The organism is Paenibacillus vortex V453, assembly GCF_000193415.1.
Lineage (GTDB): Bacteria > Bacillota > Bacilli > Paenibacillales > Paenibacillaceae > Paenibacillus_AQ > Paenibacillus_AQ glucanolyticus.
Genome location: NZ_ADHJ01000001.1, coordinates 234,444 through 253,435, shown reverse-complemented (window position 1 = coordinate 253,435; position 18,992 = coordinate 234,444). Strand labels below are relative to the sequence as shown.

Below are 18,992 nucleotides of genomic sequence, written 5' to 3'. Positions count from 1 at the left end.
CAGCCTCCTTCTTCATGACTTAATTCGATCCTGCGGCGATGTTCTGGCTGATGGTAGCAACGCCTTTCCGCTCCACGAAGCCCCAGCCCTCATCATTGTCAAAATATTTAAATGTGCCCGCAATATTGATGTACAGCAGCAAATTCCGGTAGGTTAACAGCTCCACTTGGCTGAACAGGAACATTCTCATATAATCCATAAACGTATACGTACTGCCGTACTTACGGCATAAGTACAAGGAAATGATGACCTGGGCCGCATTGAGCAGCACGCTTATAAGCAGGAACAGGATGGCATGCAGCAGGTTTCCGCCAAAGATCAGCGTCTGCCCCAGATAAAATATCGTGGTAAATGCCGAGAGGGTTCCCAGCATAAACCCGTCAATAGCAAAAAACAGGCTCACGCTGACGCTGAATTTCTGGGACAGCCTGGACCAGTAGATCAGGATGCAATCAACAAATGCCTTCTGCCAGCGAATCCGCTGCTTATAGAAGTTCTGGAGATTCTCGGGGCATTCGGTATAACATACCGCTTCGGGCGCGTATACCAGCTTTTTCTTCAGTCGATTGGCTTTGATATATTCATGAATTTTCAAGGTAATGTCGATATCCGTCGCCTACCGTGCTGCGGAAGCCGGCCACATGGACCAGAACGTCCTTGTAAAAGGCACCAAAGGCACCTGAAATCACAACGATCGAATTAAAATGCGATTGCGTAAGTTTGCGGACATAGAAGCCGTGCGTATAATTGATGATCTGGCTCTTAATGAGCCCTTTTCCACGAAATTTCTCCACAATCGCACCGTTCTCATCCCGCACAGCACCCTGCACAATCTTGACGGTACCGCCAAGCGCAATGATGTCGTCATCATGGAAATATTGATTCACATACTTGAGCGAGTCGGCTTCCAGCATGCTGTCTGCATCCAGGGTAATCACGATATCCGAGGCGGCATAATCGATGCCCGCATTCAGCGAATCCGCTTTTCCGCCATTCTGCTTGTCGATAACATAAATATGGTGGTAGAGATTGGAACGATAGAATCCTTTGATCGGTTTATAAGTCAGCTTGTTGTCTGCCGGCCTGTCATCCGGCTGTAAATCCAGCAGCTCGTCAAGCGTGGACATCGTCCCATCCTTGGAGCCGTCGTTGATGATCATGATCTCATAGTTGCTGTAATGCAGACCGGCCATGGCATCGATGCAATTTCGGATCGTCAGCTCCTCATTGTAGGCGGGAACGAGCACCGAAATTGATTTTTCGTCCATATCCGCATTCAGCTTCTTCACTTTGCTGCATAGCAGCGGAATTACCGTATACAGGGCTTGAAACACCAGGAATACACCGGCTAATCCATAAAAAAAGTACTCCAAACTCCTCACTCCTCTCTTCTCTATCTCTCTGTGTGATGAAGACCAGTATGGTGCGCCAACTCTATGGGGTTTGAGGTGAATCGGCGCTTTCTCTATATCGATCAATGTCAAGGGGTAAATTTGGTTGCGCAGGGATAATATCATCCATTTACAACCTTTCATTCCATATAAACCCATGTAACATCTTATGTAATAAACTATCGTAATTGGCTCCCAAAAGTAAAACCGCGCTATGGAGCAAGAAAACGAATACATAGATGCTTTTCGAGTATAGCCTCTGTTTTGGTGCATCTTTCTATATTTTAGGCGGCTAAAGCGATTTAACGAGGAATGCATTCTGGAACATTTCGTGTAACTTCGATAGAACTGGACTTAAATCGACGCCATTCTTCAGGAATGACTTGATATTTACAGGGGGTCCCTTAGAATGGTAGAGAAGAAGATGATAGAGGAGTTCAGGACATGAATGAGGTTGTTGTACGAAACAACGTGAAAGTGATAGGAGAAGGGGAGCGCACACTCATGCTGGCGCATGGATTCGGCTGCGACCAGAGCATGTGGAAATATATCTTGCCTGCCTTCGAGCCGCACTATCGCATCGTGCTGTTCGATTACGTAGGCTCGGGACGATCCGATCTATCGGCGTATACATCGGAGAGGTACAGCAGCCTGGACGGGTACATGCAGGATGTGCTGGATATTATGGAAGCGCTGCAGCTTCAGGACGTTATCTTCATAGGTCATTCCGTGAGCTCCATGATCGGGATGCTGGCATCCATCCAGCGGCCGGACTATTTTGAACAATTAATCATGATCGGACCTTCGGCCCGCTATTTGAATGGTGACGGGTATGTTGGGGGTTTTGATAAAAGCGATGTGACCGAATTGCTGGCGATGATGGAGATGAACTTCGCGGGCTGGGCGAGCTTTCTCGCGCCGATTGCCATGAACAATCCAGAGCTTCCCAAGCTGACCAAAGAACTGGAACGAAGTTTCATCTCCACAGACCCTGGGATTACCAGAGAGTTTGCCGAGGTGACCTTTTTCTCGGACTGCCGGAACGAATTGTCTCGCGTTACCGTGCCTGTGCTCATTATGCAGTGTTCGGATGACAGCATCGTGCCGATTGCAGCCGGCGAATATTTACATAAACACCTCCATAACAGTACATTCCGCCTCATGGAGGCAAAAGGCCATTATCCGCATATCAGTCATCCGGAGGAAACCATTACGATAATTCAGGAGTATCTGAAATAAGCGTGTATATCTAAGGATGAGGGCTCGTACGGAAAGGATCGATCAATAAGCAATGGATGAGCGATTGAAATATGCACCCTGCGGTTATGTTTCCATAACCCAGCAAGGCCTCGTAAGAGAGGTGAACCAAACCTTCCTTCATATGATGGGATACCTTGAAGAAGACGTGGTGCAGAAGCATTTTGAAGCCATGATGTCGACGGCAAACAAGCTGATATTCCACTCCTATTTCTATCCGCATATCCATCTTGACGGACATGTGGAAGAGCTGTTTATCCGTTTAAAGAACAGTCGGGGCGATTCTGTTCCCTTCATATTGAATGGTCGACGGTTTGAGCGGGAAGGCGAAGAATGGCTGGACTGCGTACTGGTGCAGATGGGAAGGCGCATTGATTATGAGATGGAGCTGAGGACGGCCAAGAGGCAGATTGAGGAAGCGTATTGGGAGAAGGATCGGGCGCTTGGCGAGCTGAAGCATATTCATATGGAGATTGAACGGAAGCAGACGGAGCTGATGGAGATTAATGCGGTCTTGGTCGAATTGTCGAATACGGACAAGCTGACAGGACTGAAGAACCGCAGGTTCTTTCAAGAGCAGCTCGAAGAGCAGCTGAGACTTTACAACCAATCAGGACGTCCATTCTCCTTGTTCCTCATCGACATCGATTATTTCAAGCGCGTGAACGACACATGGGGACATGCGGTGGGAGATGAGGTTCTGGTTGATGTAGCGGGTATACTGAAATCCTGTGCACGTGAAGGAGATGTCGTGGCCCGTTATGGCGGGGAAGAGTTCGTGATGATTCTGCCGGGGCTGGATGTGGCGGAAGCAAGGGAGATTGCGGAGCAGTTCAGGCGCGCAGTCAATGATGCCATCTGGACAACAGGCAGCATTACTATCAGCATCGGCATGATCACAGCGACGCCGGAGGACCATGAGGCGGCACTCCTGCAAAAAGCGGATCAGGCCCTGTATGCCTCCAAGCAAAACGGTAGAAACCAGGTCACCCATCATGTGGATTTGAAGCTTCCCGGGTATTCGCACTAATAATGACGGTATCGCTACAAAAAGCCATAACCCAGGTGAGCTAAGGCTCGCATGGTTATGGCTTTTCAGGTTTATCCGAGTATTTCAGGTGGGTGTCGTCTCGCACGCTTCATCATGCTTCGCCAAGTGGCGAGCAGCCAGAGACTTCGTCCCTCAGGGCAGACGTTTACCGGGCAAGGCGGACCCCAAACACCGCTTGAATTACTGTCCGGCACTGCGCCGGTTGTACGAGTCGGTGTACGTGCTGTGCCGGAAGTGCAGAATCGGGTCATCGGACAGCGCCATGCCCTCCGCCATGACCGTGGGGTCCATGAGCAGCCCCTCGGGCTCCTCGATGATGTCGGTGACGTAGAGATGGCCAAGGATGACTCGTTTACGGTCGTCCGGCCATGCGCGGGTAGGATCATCTGTGGGATCGCCAGCTTCCCCGAAAATGGCATCCAGCTGGAATACAGGCTGGCGCTGTCTCAAGGCGAAGGTGCAGCTCGTCCATCAGATAATCCTCTGGCTGCTGTGCGGCTTCCTTGATAGACAGCGTCTCCACACCGCCTTCCGGCAGCCATTCGAATTTCACGGGCCGGGCATTTCCCTGCGAGTCGAGGAACAAGTAGGCATGGATGCAATAATAATGACAGGCAACATAGCTGGCCGGCGGCTTTAGAAGTTTTACAGCCAGCAGGCTTTCTTTGCTCTCCGAGAAATGGGTGATGATCTCTCGAATCAGATCTATCGGTCCCCGCTCGCCTTCCCGAGTCTCGTTAACGGTCTTCATGATGTCGAGAAACGATTCGGGTGTACGGGCAAAAAAGACCGGCACCGTGGCCCCTACCAAGTAAGTAACATCGCCCCCAGGCAGGGTGAATTGGACGGCCATCCCTTTGGCCGGAGATAACAGGTCAGCCATGGCCGGGTTGGTTGAAACGCCGGAGAAGCGGACGATTGCGGGCGTCTCCGCCTGTTCCTGCATATGAGGGGCCGTGGTAAAGGCTGCGCCCAGGCCGCTCGACCGGAAGCTGGCACGGCAGCAGAATCCCTTGGCATGCGCCCGGCGGTAGCCGGGATGCACGCCGGACAGATCCTCAAGGGCATTCACCGTTTGCGACGTGATATCGGATGGAGCAGAATCCGGAACCGGATGAGTACGGCCAGACTGCGCGTCTGTCATCATCTCTTCCTCCTCGCGTTGTCATTAATTACCACGAGAGTGTGCCCCATTAACTTGTTTTTTATGAGAGTAGGGGAATCTACATGAATTCGTAGAAGTAACGAATGAAATGAAAAAAGATCGGCGAGGTGTAGGTCAGGCTGTCCACCCGGCTTAAGTAGCTTTTCTTCAACGCATCGAACCGTCCGTCGTCGCCGATTAATAGATCCCGCTTCAGCACCGATACCGTCAAGCTGCCGAAGAAGCCGCTGAGGCTGATCAGCATGCCGGATAAGAGGGCGAAGGTCGGGCTGAGCGGCGTCAGATAGGGGTAGATGAGGTAGGCGCATCCTGTTGTTGCAAGAAACGCACAGGCAAAGCCTTCCCAAGTCAGGTTGGGGTTCGATGTCGGCACGATTCTGCGTCTGCCAAAATAGAGGGAAGCGATGGTGTGCACCACATCGTTGAGCTGTGTTAATACAACGAGAAACAGCACGAGTCCTGCTCCATACTGGGGCGACGCAAATTGGAAGTAGGCCAGGTGGCTGAGCCCGAACACCATCAGCATCAGACCCCACTGGGTCGAGCTGACGCTGCGCATGAACCCGACGGTACCTTTGTTGATCAATCGCGGGAGCGGCAGCACCAGGAATACATAAATCGGTATGAATACAATAAACATGCCGTACCATTCGATATAGATCCAGTAGAACTGGACAGGTATGGTTAAGTACGCCCACAGGAACAGTCGGCGGTCGGCTTTTCTTGTTTTGATCATGGAGAAATATTCTTTGAGCGTAAAGAAAGTAAGCACCATTAGGGATAGCAGAGAAACGACGGGATTCAGAAACGTCGCCAGGCAGAAGATGACCAGCATGCCCCACCAGGTTTTGATGCGGAATCCTACATCGGTATAATCGATATTCGGCTGCGTCTTGCTCATCACATAATAGAGGAGCTGAATGACCGACAGGACGGAGAATATCAGGATTAAGGTTAGTATCGAGCTTTCCATATGCCTATCATCACCAACTTGTCACGGGTAGGATTTTTCGTTCTGCTGCAGGAATCATATGTTATTATGAAGGAATAACTCCAAATTGATAAGGGGAAATTTCGTAAATGGTAGACGATCGATCGGTCTTTATACTGCTTACCAATACCGGAACGCTCTTTACAAAAGTCATTCAGGGCTATACGAGAGCACCTTACAATCATGCTTCGATCTCCTTTAACCGGGAGCTGTCGGAGTTATATAGCTTCGGAAGAAAGAATCCGAACAACCCGCTGAACGGCGGGTTTGTGAAGGAGGATCTGAGGACGGGAACGTTCAGTAAGTACCCCAATACGACATGTGTCATCTATGAGCTTCGGGTGTCTGAACGCGACATCGAGAAAATGAAGCGGGTCTTGCAGGCCTTCATCCGAAAGGACAAAAAATACTTTTATAATATATTGGGTGTGCTGGGCATCGCGCTCAAGGAACCGATTGAGTTCAGCAATTCCTACTTCTGCTCGCAATTTGTGGCAGAGATTCTGCACCGATCCGGCGTCAGGCTGTGGGATAAGCTGCCTGCCCTGGTAACGCCGGACGATTTTCGCCAAAGCGAGCGCCTGAACTTGATATATGAAGGAAAGCTCAGCGAGTACGAGGCTTGAACTTCGCGGCAAGTGTGCGGCCGCTTGCAATCCTCCTCCTACGCTCCCCTCCCCGAACATCCGAATCACGATCCGATGATGAAGGAACTGCGCAGTATATTTGATCGGAATGAGCAGGAGGGCCACGTGTTTTTTGATTATGAGACGAGGGTGTATTGGGGAGAGGTTCAACAGAGTTTATTGTTTGAGCGCCGCTCGCCCGGGGTACTGGTACTACGAGTGCACCGATGAACTTAAAAGGAGCGGATGATCATGGAAGTCCATGTCAGATCTTTTTTCGTGAACGATGATGGAGAGGTCCCTAACAATCCTGAGCTGCCCGTCATTGTATACAATGGCGTGTTCGCGGATGACCCGAGCGGGCTGGAGGCAGCCTTTAACCGGCATCAATGGAGCGGGAGTTGGGCAGGCGGCGTATATGATTATCATCATTATCACAGCAACACGCACGAAGTTCTGGGCGTGAGGTCCGGAAGCGCGACCGTCCTCGTGGGCGGTGACGCAGGGGAGAGGCTGGAGATTTCTTCAGGCGATGTGATTGTGCTGCCGGCAGGTACTGCACATATGAAGCTGAGCAGCAGCCCTGATTTTGAAGTGATTGGTGCTTATCCCGAAGGGAACACGCCGAATCTGAGGGAGCGGAACCCGACGGATCGCGCGCAGGCCATCCACGAAATCAGAAGTGTCCCCGTCCCGGATACCGACCCGGTATTTGGCAAGGAAGGACCGCTGCTGCATAAATGGGTGAAATGATAAGATCGATAACCGCCGTATGGGAAGTAAAGAGATCGGGAGGCCGGCACTAAGACTGCGCATGTGCGCAGGGCAGGTGCGGCCTCTTTTTTTATATACAGGAAATTGTAATGGAACTTGGCCCATGCTATCTTAAATAATGGAAGGTTTGGGTACATGGTTTTCAATTCTGCTAGTGGAGGTGCGGTATATGAAAGCGCTTTTTATTGGAGGGACCGGAACGATCAGCTCGGCAATCACGAAGCAGCTGCTGGAACAGGGGTGTGAGCTCTATCTGTTGAACCGGGGGAATCGAAATGACGCGCTGCCGGAGGGAGCGCATGTGCTGCAAGCTGATATTCATGATGAGGATCATGTGGCACAGCTCGTTTCGGACCTGCATTTTGACGTGGTGGCTGATTTCATCGCCTTTGAACCAGCCCATCTGGAGAGGGATTACCGCCTGTTTGAAGGGCGAACCAAGCAGTTTATTTTTATCAGCTCGGCTTCAGCCTATCAAACGCCTTTGTCCGATTATCGCATTACCGAGGGCACGCCATTATCGAATCCGTATTGGGAATATTCCCGTAATAAAATAGCATGTGAAGACTATCTGATGAAGCAGTACCGCGAGACAGGCTTTCCGGTTACGATCGTTAGACCGAGCCATACGTATGATGAACGCTCGATACCGCTTGGTGTTCATGGCAGCAAGGGGAGCTGGCAGGTCGTGAAGCGGATGCTGGAGAATAAACCCGTTATTATTCATGGAGATGGAACATCCCTGTGGACGTTGACGCACAACAGCGATTTTGCCAAAGGCTTCATCGGCCTGATGGGCAACATTCATGCCATTGGGGAGTCGGTGCACATCACGTCGGATGAGTCGCTCACCTGGAATCAGATTTACGGAATCATTGCGGATGCGCTTGGCGTACAGCTGAATGCGGTCCATGTGTCTTCCGAGTTCCTGGATGCCACCAGCACGCAGGATTTCCGCGGCTCGTTATGGGGTGATAAAGCCAACAGCGTTGTGTTTGATAACAGCAAGCTGAAACGGCTGGCTCCTGACTTCGTGGCAGCCATTCGCGCGGATCAGGGTATCAAGCAGACGGTGCGCCATATTCTGTCCCATCCGGAGCTGCAGCGGGAGGATGCGGAGTTTGATGAATGGTGTGACAAGGTGATCTCCGCATTGGAGAAAGCGAAGTCTCTTGTCAACGAATAGTGTTATCAAGGGCACCCCGACCGAGGGGTGTCCTTTTTTTGCGGATTTCCGTTAAGTCTTTTATAAAAGAAGGAATATGTTAGAATGGTACGATATGTTGAAACATAAACAAGAACGGGAGAATATGAAATCATGTCGAATTTGCCGAATTGTCCGAAATGTAACTCAGAATATACGTATGAAGACGGGAATCTTCTGGTTTGCCCTGAATGTGCCCATGAATGGACCCTGGAGTCTGAAGCGGAGCATGACCAAGAGGCCAGGATCGTGAAAGACGCGAACGGAAATGTCCTGGTCGACGGTGACTCCGTAACGGTGATCAAAGATCTGAAAGTAAAGGGCAGCTCCTCCGTACTGAAAATAGGCACCAAGGTGAAAAATATCCGTCTGGTTGACGGCGATCACGATATCGATTGCAAAATCGACGGATTTGGCGCGATGAAATTGAAATCGGAATTTGTGAAAAAGATTTAAATCGTGCCCGCAGTCGTGAAGAAAGCAGGTGTAACGTGGATATTGTTCTGTTCGTGTTCATTATACTTGTGGCATCCATACTCCAGACCAGCACCGGATTTGGTTTCTCCATCCTGGCTACTCCGTTTCTGCTGCTGTTATTCCAGCCGGCTGAAGCGATTCAGATCAACCTGGTTCTATCCCTTGTGATTTCAGCTGCGCTGATCGCCAAGATTCGCAAGGATATCGACTATGGCATCTTAAAAAGATTGGTCATCGGAAGCGCAGCCGGTCTGCCTGCAGGGATCATCGTGTTCTCACTCATCGATATCGATGCTTTGAAATTAGGCGTGAGCCTCATCATTCTGGCCCTAACCGCGCTGCTGATGCTGAAGTTTAGAATCCGCCAGAACCGGGGCAGAGATTTGGCAGTGGGAGGACTATCGGGCTCTCTGACAACCAGTATTGGTATGCCAGGCCCGCCGTTACTGTTATATTTCTCCGGCACGGATACGCAGAAGGCCAAGCTTCGAGGGACAACCCTGGCCTTCTATTTGTTCATATATTCGCTCAGCCTGATCATTCAGGTGACGGTGGCGGGAACGAGCAAGACGGTCTGGATGTCCAGCGGAATCGCGCTTCCCTTGGTCTTCGCCGGGCTGTTCATCGGACAACGTTTATTCAACGTCATCAACCAGCGGGTGTTTCAAATCTTCACCTACATCATCTTAATCTTTACGGGTGTGTACATGCTGATCGAGAGCCTGTAATGAAGAGTTATCGTGCCGTGTTCTTCAGCATCGCCTCTGCGAGCAGGGGAAACAGGTTATCAAAAGCATGCGTATTGCCGTCAAATACATAACCTCCCGGATAAGCGGGATCTTGGCTCCGGAATTGGGTCATACGATCGTATAATTGCTGTGCCCAAGGGAGGTCATCCGTTTTCAGCGCGAGAATTATGGCTAGAGCGTAGACAGCAGGGGACTCATAAGCCGCGTCCGGCTTGCGGGTCTCCCGGTGGTAGCGGCCAACCAGCTGTCCGTTCTGCTGGAACTCTTCCTTGAGGAACGATATAAGCTCCCTCGGCGGATGGTTCATCTCCGCCAGGTGAATGCCAACGATCAGCTGGTCAATCAGATTGACCGAGGTGTCGTATTCATATTGGCCGGAGCCGATCTGAAAGGTCTTGGGATAGAAGACGCCGTCATTCGGCATATGGAACAGCAGGTCTTGATATCGTGCATAATCCTGGCTGGACAGAATTCCGATCTGCTCCATCTCCCGCAGTGCGGATATGTCTGCATAAACCAGGCTCAACACGGCGGGCGATTCATTCCGCTCAAAATCATGATAATCCACCAAATATCCTTTGGTTTGAGAGGAGGCCTGCAATGTCGACCCGATCCTTTTTGCCAATGGAAGATAGGACTCGTTGTTGTCCCACAGTCTGGATGCCTTCAGCAAGGCGTCCAGGATTCGCAGATCATCGCCCAGCGCATTCGTGGTTACGTCGGATCGTCCGTCCGGTCTAAGCTTCCACCGGATATAGGTCTCCTTGTCCTGGTGAAGGAAATAAGTTGTAAGCAGTTGAACGCTCTCATCGAACCTTGCCTGATCACCGGATAGGATGGCGTACTGCATCCAGAGCCCGAGTGACTCGGATAACGCTTCTCTGCCTGCAACGATATCCGGGTGCTCTGAAGGAGCCGGCTTGAGATAGGTAGCCAGCGTACCGTTATCGTTCCGCATATGTTCTTCGATAAACGCAGCGGTCATGTCGGGGTTCTCCCTGTTCTGAAGGATGGAATAAGTTATAAAAAAGATGCCGGTAAAAGCAAGGGTGGCGGTGATTGCAAGAATGGTTTTCTTGCGGTTCGAAAATCGCTTTGTCATAGGTTCACCTCGAACATACTATTCTACACTTGCGTGCCAATGCCTTTAAGAAGAGCTGGGGATGGCTGCATACAGCCTTTTTTTGATTATAGCCTTTGTTGATCATAAGCTTTGTTATACCCCAAAAAGGGCTGTACCCGATGTTTGAAGTACAAAACATCCAGGGTACAGCCCTTATGTATAAGCATAGGATCGACTATTGCAAACGGACAATCTTCAAACTCTGATCCTGCAGATGCTGAATGATTCGCGGCAAGGCATCCACAACCGCCTGCGATTCGTGCAGAAGAATAATGGAGCCGGAAGCCTCGATGTGCTGGACATAATCCAGGATTTTATCCTCGTCGCGAGTCAGCCAATCCTCAGGGTCCCGATTCCAGAGCACCATTTTGTTGCCTTGGTGACGGCTTAATGCTTCGGTCTGGCCATCAAACGCCCCGTAAGGCGGGCGGAAGAGCACCAATTTCTCGTGCGTAATATTCTCAATGAGTTCAGCCACGCGGGTCAGTTCCATTTCCTGCTGTTTATAGGATAGGCTCGACATTTGGCTATGGGTCATGGAGTGGCTGCCGATCGAAAATCCATTGGCATGGATAGCCTGGACATAATCGGGATGTTTTTTCACATTGGTGCCCACAAAGAAGAACGTGCCGCCCACTCCATATTTTTGCAAGATGTTCATGATATCCACGGAGTGCTTGGAGGGTCCATCATCGAATGTTAGAGCTACATAGCCTTTGGGAATGCTGAAGCTGATAAACTCATCAAGCTCCAGATATGGAACGGTGTCAGAAGGAAGATGATGATCCTCCGGCTGTTTCTCAGTTTCCTCCTCCAGCGAAGCTACGGGTTTAGCCATTATCGCATGTCGGTTCTCGGCCAGCAGCTGGATGACCGTTTCTACCTCCACCGTGGCCGTTGTTGCTTGGCGGGGCGGAATGCCACTTGGATCTGAGTAATTAAATGAACTTAATAACAACACAAAGATCAAACTCATCATGGTTGCGCTTACCAGCTTAAGCGGAAGCCGATGCCTTTTCCTTCCGGAACGTCGGGCGTCTGTACCCTCCTCGATCGGTACTGCTATGGGTTCATCAGGCTCAGATCGATACGCAGACAGGAAGGGCAAAGTATGTAGATCATCCAAACGCCTTGCATTCTTAATCGACTCTAATTCGTTTCTGAAAGAAACCGAGCACGCGAATTGAAACCGATCACTATGATCACGATATGTACGCGTAATTAAACCCATGTATTGCTGTTGATTTACATCCCATACGGTTTGCAAGGATAATCGGTATTTGTGAATCCAGTTGAATTCCGACACGGCTGCTATATTCTCGATGGTATCGGTATCAGTGATCCATATTAGTTCTGCCGATTCAGTGAAGGACAGCTTGATTCGTAGACCGAAGACTTCGGAATCCCTCTCGATAGCCAGCAGTTCAATGACTTTTCCATAGGAGTCTGACATGATGGCCCCCCTTTCTCTAGATGTTAGATTACGGGCTGTCTTTATTCAGATGATGTGCTGGAAGCCGATGTCTTCGGTGAGAAGGAGAAGGACATTTTCTCGGTAAAATCATTGATGGTCTGCATCAGTCTGGCTTTATCATCCAGAATATTCTGGTATTGCTCCGCATATTTCTCGTTTGCGATCTCCAGCTCGCGGACCTTCTCTTCAAGCGAGCTGATCTTGAGCATGCTTTGATATTGTGAATGGTTAGCCTCTTCATAGAGCTTGTTATATTTGGCGGTCTCCGTTTCGAGCTGGTTGGAGAGCTTCTCGTACGCCAGGTTCGATGTCAGCTGATATTCCTTGTAGTCCTCAAGCAGCTGGTCGTAACTCATCTGTTTGTTGGTCAGCACATTCTCGAGCTCGCGGATCTCTTTGTTCTTCTCCTGAACGAGCTGATCTCTCTTGATCTGCTCGTGCTTATACCGGTTAATCGTTTCGTTTGCGGTTAAGAGCTGGTCCTCCAAGCCTTTATTCTTATAAGACAGCAATTGGCGTTCCTTCAGCATGTTCTCGATGGACACAATGACGTCAAGGCCGATTTTGTCCTGATTATCCTTGGAGAACAGATGTTTATTGCTTTCTGCAGCAGGCATCTCAGCCTCTACGGAATAAGCCGTTTCCTCTTCTGCCGCTGCGGCGATCTCCTGGTATTCGGTGTTGTTCTTCTCGGGTTGGCTCTGATTCGAGCGAGCATTCTTAAACCAGACCATACCTTTTTTTTCTGTTTCCCTGGCCAAAATATCAACTCCTATATATTTCAATGAATGTCATATGAGATTAGAGTAAAAGACCCTACTAATAGTCATCGGTAAAAACACCCTAAAAACTTTGCCCTGTTCCCTTGTGAAAACAAAAAAAAGCCCCACAGCGTTGTGGGGGCATGAAAGCGGCAAATCAGCCGTTCCTTATGGACGAAAGAGCGGGGACTCTGATAGAAAAAAAGGATGTGCAGATGCTGCACTCCTCTATTCAGGCTTCTGAATGATCAGTTTCGGGGCGATGACATCCACCCGATTCGTCCAAATTCCGCCGCTGTAATCGTCTGGCAGCCGCTGCAGATCCAGCTCGGAGTCAAAGCCCTCCGACCAGCCCCCGTCTCCGGCAACCAGGATGACGCGCGTATTGATGCTGTCCATCCGGTTCAGGAATTTATCGGGCCAGCCCCATAAATAGCGGGCATACTTCTCCGGGATGTGCAGCTGGGTGTTGCGGCAGACCGAGGGAATGTAACCGCTCCAGCCGGCTCCGGCGTAGGATACAAGACAGCTCTTGAGTGTATGCATCGACATGACGCGCAGAGAAGGCAGCTGCGATTTTAACGTACGAATCGGTTGATCGTCCCCGTAAACGGTCAGCTGGCTAAGACGCTTCAGCGGCAGCCCGGCCAGATAGTCCGCAAGCAGCTTCCCTTCCTCTGGGTCTGTGCTTTTGATATGGATAAGAAATTCCCCGTCCGGGAATTCCGTTAACACTTCCTCTAATGATGGAATCAGGCCCACGCCCTTGCCGCGGAACGGATAGGTGGCCCCTTGATCAGCCGTGTAGCCATACCCGATGTCTATTTTTTTCAGCTGGTCCATGGTATAATCCTTGACCGAGCCCTCCACATTGGTGCGGCAATCCAGAGTCCAGTCATGGAACACAGCGATCTGACCGTCCTTGGTCGGCTTGACATCCAGCTCCACGATATCGGCACCGGCCTCAAACGCAGCTTCCATGGACGGAAGGGTATTTTCCAGATAGGCATGCTCCGGCACATAGATGCGGGAAGCGGTGCAAGTGTCAGCCTCAATGCCCTCCATCGGGAAGGTCTGACCGAGCCCGCGATGGGCCAGCAGCACGCGGCTCTCCATGACGGTCTTCGGTGAATAGCGATGTATTATTAACAAATAGAAATACAAACAGAACGACAAAAAACAGTATGATATTCTTCCATCTTTTTAGTGTTCGCATGATCCAATCCCCCAAAATCGTTTACAATAAGCAGTATAGTAGATTTGATTAACTTCTCTCTCTAAGTTCTCTATTTCTTTCTCTTATTTAAATCTTAGTGATTTTGGGCGCATACTCAATGGCTGGAGCATGACAATTGCATAATAGCGAACTGATAAATACGATAGGTAATTTAAGGAAACAGGAGGGAGCATGATGGACAAATCCTCCTTTTTGATGGTGGAGCGGGGGAATCCCTACGAGCGTGGAGACGTAATACCGTTAACCAAACCGATGATGGTGCTTGGCCGCAAGGGGCAGCACTTTCATCCGGATATTGCGTTTGATAATATTTTTGTGTCCCGGCGGCATGCGGCGCTGCTGTATAGAAGCGGGCATTTCAGCATTAAGGACCTGGACAGCAAGCATGGAACCTATGTCAATAAGGAGCGGCTGGCTCCTCAAGAGGAAGTTCCCCTTCAGCATGGGGATATCATTGTGCTGGCGGGCGATCTTATCGTGCTGTCCTTCTCGATTCTGAGCATGGATGAGACGATGGACATCACGCCGCTGATCAAACATCTGGCCGCTATTGAGACGTCCGGCGGATTTCAGCTGAACCCTTTTAAGCAGGAGATGGTATACGGCGAAGACGTGTACGCTTTTTCGGAAAAAGAGTACAAGTGCATGGAGCTGCTTATTCATCATCAAGGCCAGTTTGTGTCCAAGGAGCAGCTGAAGACCTACGTGTGGCCCGAGCGAAGCTGCAGCACGGACGAAGTGCCCGACGTGAGCTCGGAGGAGCTGAACGCGCTGATCTATCGGGTGCGCAAGAAGACGCGGAATATTCTGGAGATTGAGAGCATCCGTGGAAAGGGTTATATCCTTCAGTCCGAAGATGAGCGGTAATCAGGTTTGCACAATTCAGATAAAAAACAGACAGGCAGGCTCTTCCTCATTTTGCGGGAGGAGCCTGTTTTTTAGCTGAATTTACGGCAATGGGGAAGAGTGAAGCCATTTATTTTCAAGGATTATGGATAGCGAAAGGGAACCTGATGATGTGTATCGAAGTGTAACAGCATAGAATTTTGAATGGACCATTCAGAGAGGATGAGTATGGGAGCATGAAGATGAAGCATGAACAACCGATCGGCATTGCCGTTAACCAGCTGGGCTACCGGAGCCAGGACACCAAGATTGCGGTTATCCCTGGTCAGGGAGGCCGTTATCATCTTGTAGATGATCAGAACGGCGAGACGGTTTGGCATGGGAGCACATCGCCTGCCATCGTGGATGCTGCCAGTGGGCAGACGGTAAGCCGGGGAGATTTCACGGGGTATGAAGCTCCAGGCACCTACCGGATCGAAACGGAGGATGGGCAGACCTCGGCTCCTTTTGTCATTGCGGAGTCAGTCTATGAGGATGCACACCGCGCATTATTGAAAGCGTTTTATTACTTCCGGTGCGGGATGGCCTTGGACGAGTTGCATGCTGGACCATGGAAGCATGAAGCGTGTCATCTCGCACCTGCCATCGTTTATGGAGAGGAATCCAGGCAAGTGGATGCCTGGGGAGGGTGGCATGACGCCGGGGACTATGGCAAGTATGTCGTTCCGGGCGCCAAGGCGGTAGCCGATCTGCTGCTGGCCTTCGAGCTGTACCCGGAGGCATTTGCACAGCCGCTGCCATTGCCGGAAAGTGACGGCGCCATGCCGGATGTGCTCCATGAATGCCGGTATGAGCTGGAGTGGATGCAGCGCATGCAGGATGAGGAGTCGGGAGGGCTGTTCCACAAGCTCACGACTTTGCAGTTCCCGGGAGGAGACGTCATGCCGGAGGCCGATACGGCCGCACTGTACCTGTCGCCGATATCGGCGACAGCAACCGGTTGTTATGCTGCCATTATGGCAATGTCGGCGCGGATCTACGCCCCTTACGACGAGCCCTTCGCTGCCAGCTGCCTGAAGGCGGCAGAACGCGCTTGGGCATGGCTGGCGGAACATCCGGATATGCCGGGCTTCCGCAACCCGGCGGATATTGCTACGGGTGAATACGGTGACGGTCAGGATGCTGATGAACGATACTGGGCGGCGGCCGAGCTGTATCGCACCACGGGTGAAAGGCGTTACCATGAGGCTTTCCAAGCGTTAGCCAAGCAGAATGCCTTCGGTAAATATGAACTGGGCTGGGCCGACATGGGCGGCTATGGAACCTTTGCCTATCTGATGTCGGAGCGGGAAGAAGACCCGGAATTGGCGGAAGTTTTGATGCGGGGTTTAATTCAACGTGCGGACGAGCTTGCCGCGGTCAGTGAACGGGACGGGTACGGTATTTCACTTCATCCGGATCAATACATCTGGGGCAGCAACATGCTGGTATTAAATCACGCGATGCTCCTGCTGATAGCGGGCAGATTGTCCGGCACCGAAGACTATGAGTCCCATGTACATGAGCATGTACACTATTTGTTCGGAGCTAACGTGATGGGGATGAGTTACGTCACCGGGTACGGGGCGAAGCCGATCCTGTATCCGCATCATCGCCCTTCCGAAGGAGATGGCGTTAAGGAGCCCGTTCCCGGTCTCGTCTCAGGCGGTCCGAATAAGGGGCTTCAGGATGATTATGCGCTTAAGCACTTGGCAGGCAAGGCGCCGGCAGCTTCTTTTGCCGATGTGATGGAGAGTTACTCTACCAACGAAGTGACCATCTATTGGAACTCGCCGGCTGTGTTGGTATTATCCCATTTTGTATAGGAAACATAGGGAATGCACAGAGGAAAAAGAAACGCCAAAGAGAGTCTCCGGTGTTTCTTTTTTACTAGTTCCCAATCTGGTCCGGCATGCCGGGTACATGGATTATCACAAACGATTGATTCGTTATTTCTTCGACGGTGCTTCATTTTTGTGCTCAATCACATGCAATACTTTCGGTTCGACAGCTTTTAGCATTTGTTCATTTGAAGTTTTGCCTGTTGGAGCATCGCCATGATGCTCTCCTTGAATTTGTGCATCAACCTGTGTTTGGGCGATGACATCGATCACCTGTTGTTTTGAGACATTTTTAGAGGCAGCAACCTCCACAACGGAGTTCCCTTTGGCCAATTCTTCTTTCAATTCTGTTGCGCTCATTCCTAATAGGGCAAACAGTTTTGCATCATTCAAGAAGGTATCGGCAAAATAATCCGGCTTACCGTTCGTGGTGAAGAAACCTTCTACTTCAGCGTTGGAAGGCGCAGCCTTACCTCCGATCCGAGAAGCACTGATGGTATTGCCATGCACAAATATCTGATAGAACGGCTCACTGGCTCCCTTTTTGCTGTAATTCAGCATCCACGTTTTTTGATCCGGGTTGTCCATTGGCTCCATAGCAAACTCGTAATCTTCGATGGGGCCATACATTCTATTGATGAGATCATCTACCTTTGCCTTGATTTCCTGATCGGTCAGAGCCATGAGCGGCTTCTCCTTGGGCTCCCAGTTCTCTTGAATCACGTGTTCAATCGTACCCGACACACTGTTCATATGAAGGGTAATCGTTTTGCCCGTCCCTCCCTTTTCCCGCAGCATGATGCTGGTTTGAACGTCTTGAACGGTGCTTGCATTGACCATCTCGAACGATTTGGTTTCGGGAAATGCGCTATACAGCTTCTCAAGCGCTGCATTGCCAACCTCATCCGACTTGATCTGTTCGGTAGTCATGGATGTTCTGGTAAGGATCTCGATTAGGGGAGGAGCCGCAAATGCCGCAGTTGGAATCAGAATCGCCGTGGCAACAATTCCGCTAATGAATCTTTTTTTCATCGTTTTTTTGCTCCTTTTGGGTTGGAAGTATTGTGAATAGGATTGTTCTATTCGTTTGGAAATGTCCGGGGGACACGCCATAGCCTCTGCCTTTTTGTGCAGATGTTCACGGATTTTGTGTTCAATAGGCATTGATTTTTTCCATCCTTTCCGGGGGGAGATTCCGTAAGTTCTTTCGCAGGGCCGTAAGGCCTGCATGATATCTGGATTTGACTGTTCCCAGGGGGATTTCGAGCAATGTCGCGATTTCTTCAAGAGCATAGTCGTGAAAAAAACGGAGGATAATCACCGTACGCTGTTTGTCCGTCAGCTGCTGGATTGCCTTCGATATCATCTGGTTCGTCTCATCCATGAACACGGCGGGCTGATCCCAGTGGGACTCTTCCCGCGAGAAGGCGCGGATACGTTCAAAAATTCGGAATCTCCGCCAGCTCTTAACCCGAAATCTCTGCACTTGTCGGATCACCAAGCCGTGCAGCCAGAAGTGGAATGGCCGGTTCGTATCGTAGTTTGCAAGCGAGGTCCACATTTGCATATAGATCTCATTCATGACATCTTCCCGATCCTGCGGGTGAATCCACCAGAAAGGAAACGGTCCGGTAGACATCCTGGTAGGTAGCATCATACATCGCATGGAACGCCTGTTGATGCCCATCTTTCATTTGTGTAAGTAGCTGGTACATGTATTCACTTTGCATTCAGAGGGCCCTCCTGGGTAAGCAGCTTACACCCTATATTGTCTCTATGGCAGAAAAAGGTTCGGTCCCTCTTCTTATTTTTTTGCACAAGGCTAAAGCGCAAGAGGACAGCTATCGGTTCGTTGAACTTAGGAAGATAGGTGTACGAGCTCCGTGAAATTCGCCCATTGGCAGGGTAATATCACTCATAAAATTGGAATTTACAGGGTGGTGCGGTCATGCGAATCTTCGAATGAAAACGCGAGCCATCATGTAT

17 protein-coding genes and 3 pseudogenes are annotated in these 18,992 nt (G+C 50.4%); 11 read left to right on the top strand and 9 right to left on the bottom strand.

Annotated features, from left to right (window positions below; translation table 11 throughout):
* Window positions 1–19 precede the first annotated feature (19 nt).
* Window positions 20–1,373: pseudogene (locus PVOR_RS01115) on the bottom strand (glycosyltransferase family 2 protein).
* 462 nt (window positions 1,374–1,835) lie between these two features.
* Here PVOR_RS01115 and PVOR_RS01110 point away from each other — a divergent pair.
* From PVOR_RS01110 to PVOR_RS31200, 3 genes are all read left to right on the top strand, one after another.
* Entirely contained in the window at window positions 1,836–2,630 is a 795-nt protein-coding gene (locus PVOR_RS01110) for an alpha/beta fold hydrolase (RefSeq protein WP_006207217.1), read from the top strand.
* A gap of 52 nt (window positions 2,631–2,682) precedes the next feature.
* Window positions 2,683–3,678 carry a sensor domain-containing diguanylate cyclase gene (locus PVOR_RS01105; protein WP_006207216.1) on the top strand — a complete coding sequence of 332 codons (996 nt, stop codon included), beginning with the start codon at window positions 2,683–2,685 and terminating at the stop codon, window positions 3,676–3,678.
* Between the two features lie 196 nt (window positions 3,679–3,874).
* Window positions 3,875–4,030, top strand: coding sequence for a hypothetical protein (locus PVOR_RS31200; RefSeq protein ID WP_234972730.1), 156 nt, complete (start codon window positions 3,875–3,877; stop codon window positions 4,028–4,030).
* 51 nt (window positions 4,031–4,081) lie between these two features.
* On the opposite strand, the gene PVOR_RS01100 is transcribed toward PVOR_RS31200, so the two are convergent.
* Window positions 4,082–4,846, bottom strand: coding sequence for a catalase (locus PVOR_RS01100; protein WP_234972729.1), 765 nt, complete (start codon window positions 4,844–4,846; stop codon window positions 4,082–4,084).
* Between the two features lie 76 nt (window positions 4,847–4,922).
* On the bottom strand, window positions 4,923–5,837 hold the full coding sequence (locus PVOR_RS01095; RefSeq protein WP_006207213.1) for a phosphatidate cytidylyltransferase: 915 nt from the start codon (window positions 5,835–5,837) through the stop codon (window positions 4,923–4,925).
* Window positions 5,838–5,944: 107 nt separating this feature from the next.
* Here PVOR_RS01095 and PVOR_RS01090 point away from each other — a divergent pair, with 107 nt between their 5' ends.
* The 6 genes from PVOR_RS01090 to PVOR_RS01070 all read left to right on the top strand — a co-directional run bounded on the left by PVOR_RS01090 (window position 5,945) and on the right by PVOR_RS01070 (window position 9,664).
* The gene (locus PVOR_RS01090) at window positions 5,945–6,481 is read left to right on the top strand and encodes a hypothetical protein (RefSeq protein WP_006207212.1); all 537 of its coding nucleotides are present in this window, start codon (window positions 5,945–5,947) and stop codon (window positions 6,479–6,481) included.
* 12 nt (window positions 6,482–6,493) lie between these two features.
* Window positions 6,494–6,712: a hypothetical protein gene (locus tag PVOR_RS29995; RefSeq protein WP_234972728.1), complete on the top strand. Its 219-nt coding sequence runs from the start codon at window positions 6,494–6,496 to the stop codon at window positions 6,710–6,712.
* 21 nt (window positions 6,713–6,733) lie between these two features.
* Complete coding sequence (locus PVOR_RS01085; RefSeq protein WP_006207211.1) at window positions 6,734–7,234, top strand: cupin domain-containing protein; 501 nt, start codon at window positions 6,734–6,736, stop codon at window positions 7,232–7,234.
* Between the two features lie 190 nt (window positions 7,235–7,424).
* Entirely contained in the window at window positions 7,425–8,441 is a 1,017-nt protein-coding gene (locus PVOR_RS01080; RefSeq protein ID WP_006207210.1) for an SDR family oxidoreductase, read from the top strand.
* A 132-nt stretch (window positions 8,442–8,573) separates the two neighbouring features.
* On the top strand, window positions 8,574–8,915 hold the full coding sequence (locus PVOR_RS01075; RefSeq protein ID WP_006207209.1) for a zinc ribbon domain-containing protein YjdM: 342 nt from the start codon (window positions 8,574–8,576) through the stop codon (window positions 8,913–8,915).
* Window positions 8,916–8,950: 35 nt separating this feature from the next.
* A complete protein-coding gene (locus PVOR_RS01070) occupies window positions 8,951–9,664 on the top strand; it encodes a sulfite exporter TauE/SafE family protein (protein WP_006207208.1) in 714 nt (237 codons plus the stop codon).
* Between the two features lie 7 nt (window positions 9,665–9,671).
* Here the strand turns inward: PVOR_RS01070 and PVOR_RS01065 are convergent, their stop codons facing one another.
* The 4 genes and pseudogenes from PVOR_RS01065 to PVOR_RS01050 all read right to left on the bottom strand — a co-directional run bounded on the left by PVOR_RS01065 (window position 9,672) and on the right by PVOR_RS01050 (window position 14,259).
* Entirely contained in the window at window positions 9,672–10,787 is a 1,116-nt protein-coding gene (locus PVOR_RS01065; RefSeq protein WP_006207207.1) for a glycosyl hydrolase family 8, read from the bottom strand.
* A 196-nt stretch (window positions 10,788–10,983) separates the two neighbouring features.
* Window positions 10,984–12,261 carry a polysaccharide deacetylase family protein gene (locus tag PVOR_RS01060; RefSeq protein ID WP_006207206.1) on the bottom strand — a complete coding sequence of 426 codons (1,278 nt, stop codon included), beginning with the start codon at window positions 12,259–12,261 and terminating at the stop codon, window positions 10,984–10,986.
* Window positions 12,262–12,302: 41 nt separating this feature from the next.
* Window positions 12,303–13,043 (bottom strand): hypothetical protein, encoded by a 741-nt coding sequence (locus PVOR_RS01055; RefSeq protein WP_006207205.1) that lies wholly within the window; start codon window positions 13,041–13,043, stop codon window positions 12,303–12,305.
* A gap of 228 nt (window positions 13,044–13,271) precedes the next feature.
* Window positions 13,272–14,259: pseudogene (locus tag PVOR_RS01050) on the bottom strand (glycerophosphodiester phosphodiesterase family protein).
* Between the two features lie 192 nt (window positions 14,260–14,451).
* Here PVOR_RS01050 and PVOR_RS01045 point away from each other — a divergent pair.
* On the top strand, window positions 14,452–15,147 hold the full coding sequence (locus tag PVOR_RS01045; RefSeq protein ID WP_234972727.1) for an FHA domain-containing protein: 696 nt from the start codon (window positions 14,452–14,454) through the stop codon (window positions 15,145–15,147).
* Window positions 15,148–15,368: 221 nt separating this feature from the next.
* Window positions 15,369–16,991, top strand: a complete 1,623-nt coding sequence (locus PVOR_RS01040) for a glycoside hydrolase family 9 protein (protein ID WP_200860812.1) — start codon at window positions 15,369–15,371, stop codon at window positions 16,989–16,991.
* A gap of 123 nt (window positions 16,992–17,114) precedes the next feature.
* Here PVOR_RS01040 and PVOR_RS01035 read toward each other — a convergent pair whose 3' ends face one another.
* Window positions 17,115–18,038 carry a hypothetical protein gene (locus tag PVOR_RS01035; protein WP_006207201.1) on the bottom strand — a complete coding sequence of 308 codons (924 nt, stop codon included), beginning with the start codon at window positions 18,036–18,038 and terminating at the stop codon, window positions 17,115–17,117.
* Between the two features lie 121 nt (window positions 18,039–18,159).
* Window positions 18,160–18,736 (bottom strand): annotated as a pseudogene (locus tag PVOR_RS01030) (sigma-70 family RNA polymerase sigma factor).
* Window positions 18,737–18,992: the final 256 nt, after the last annotated feature.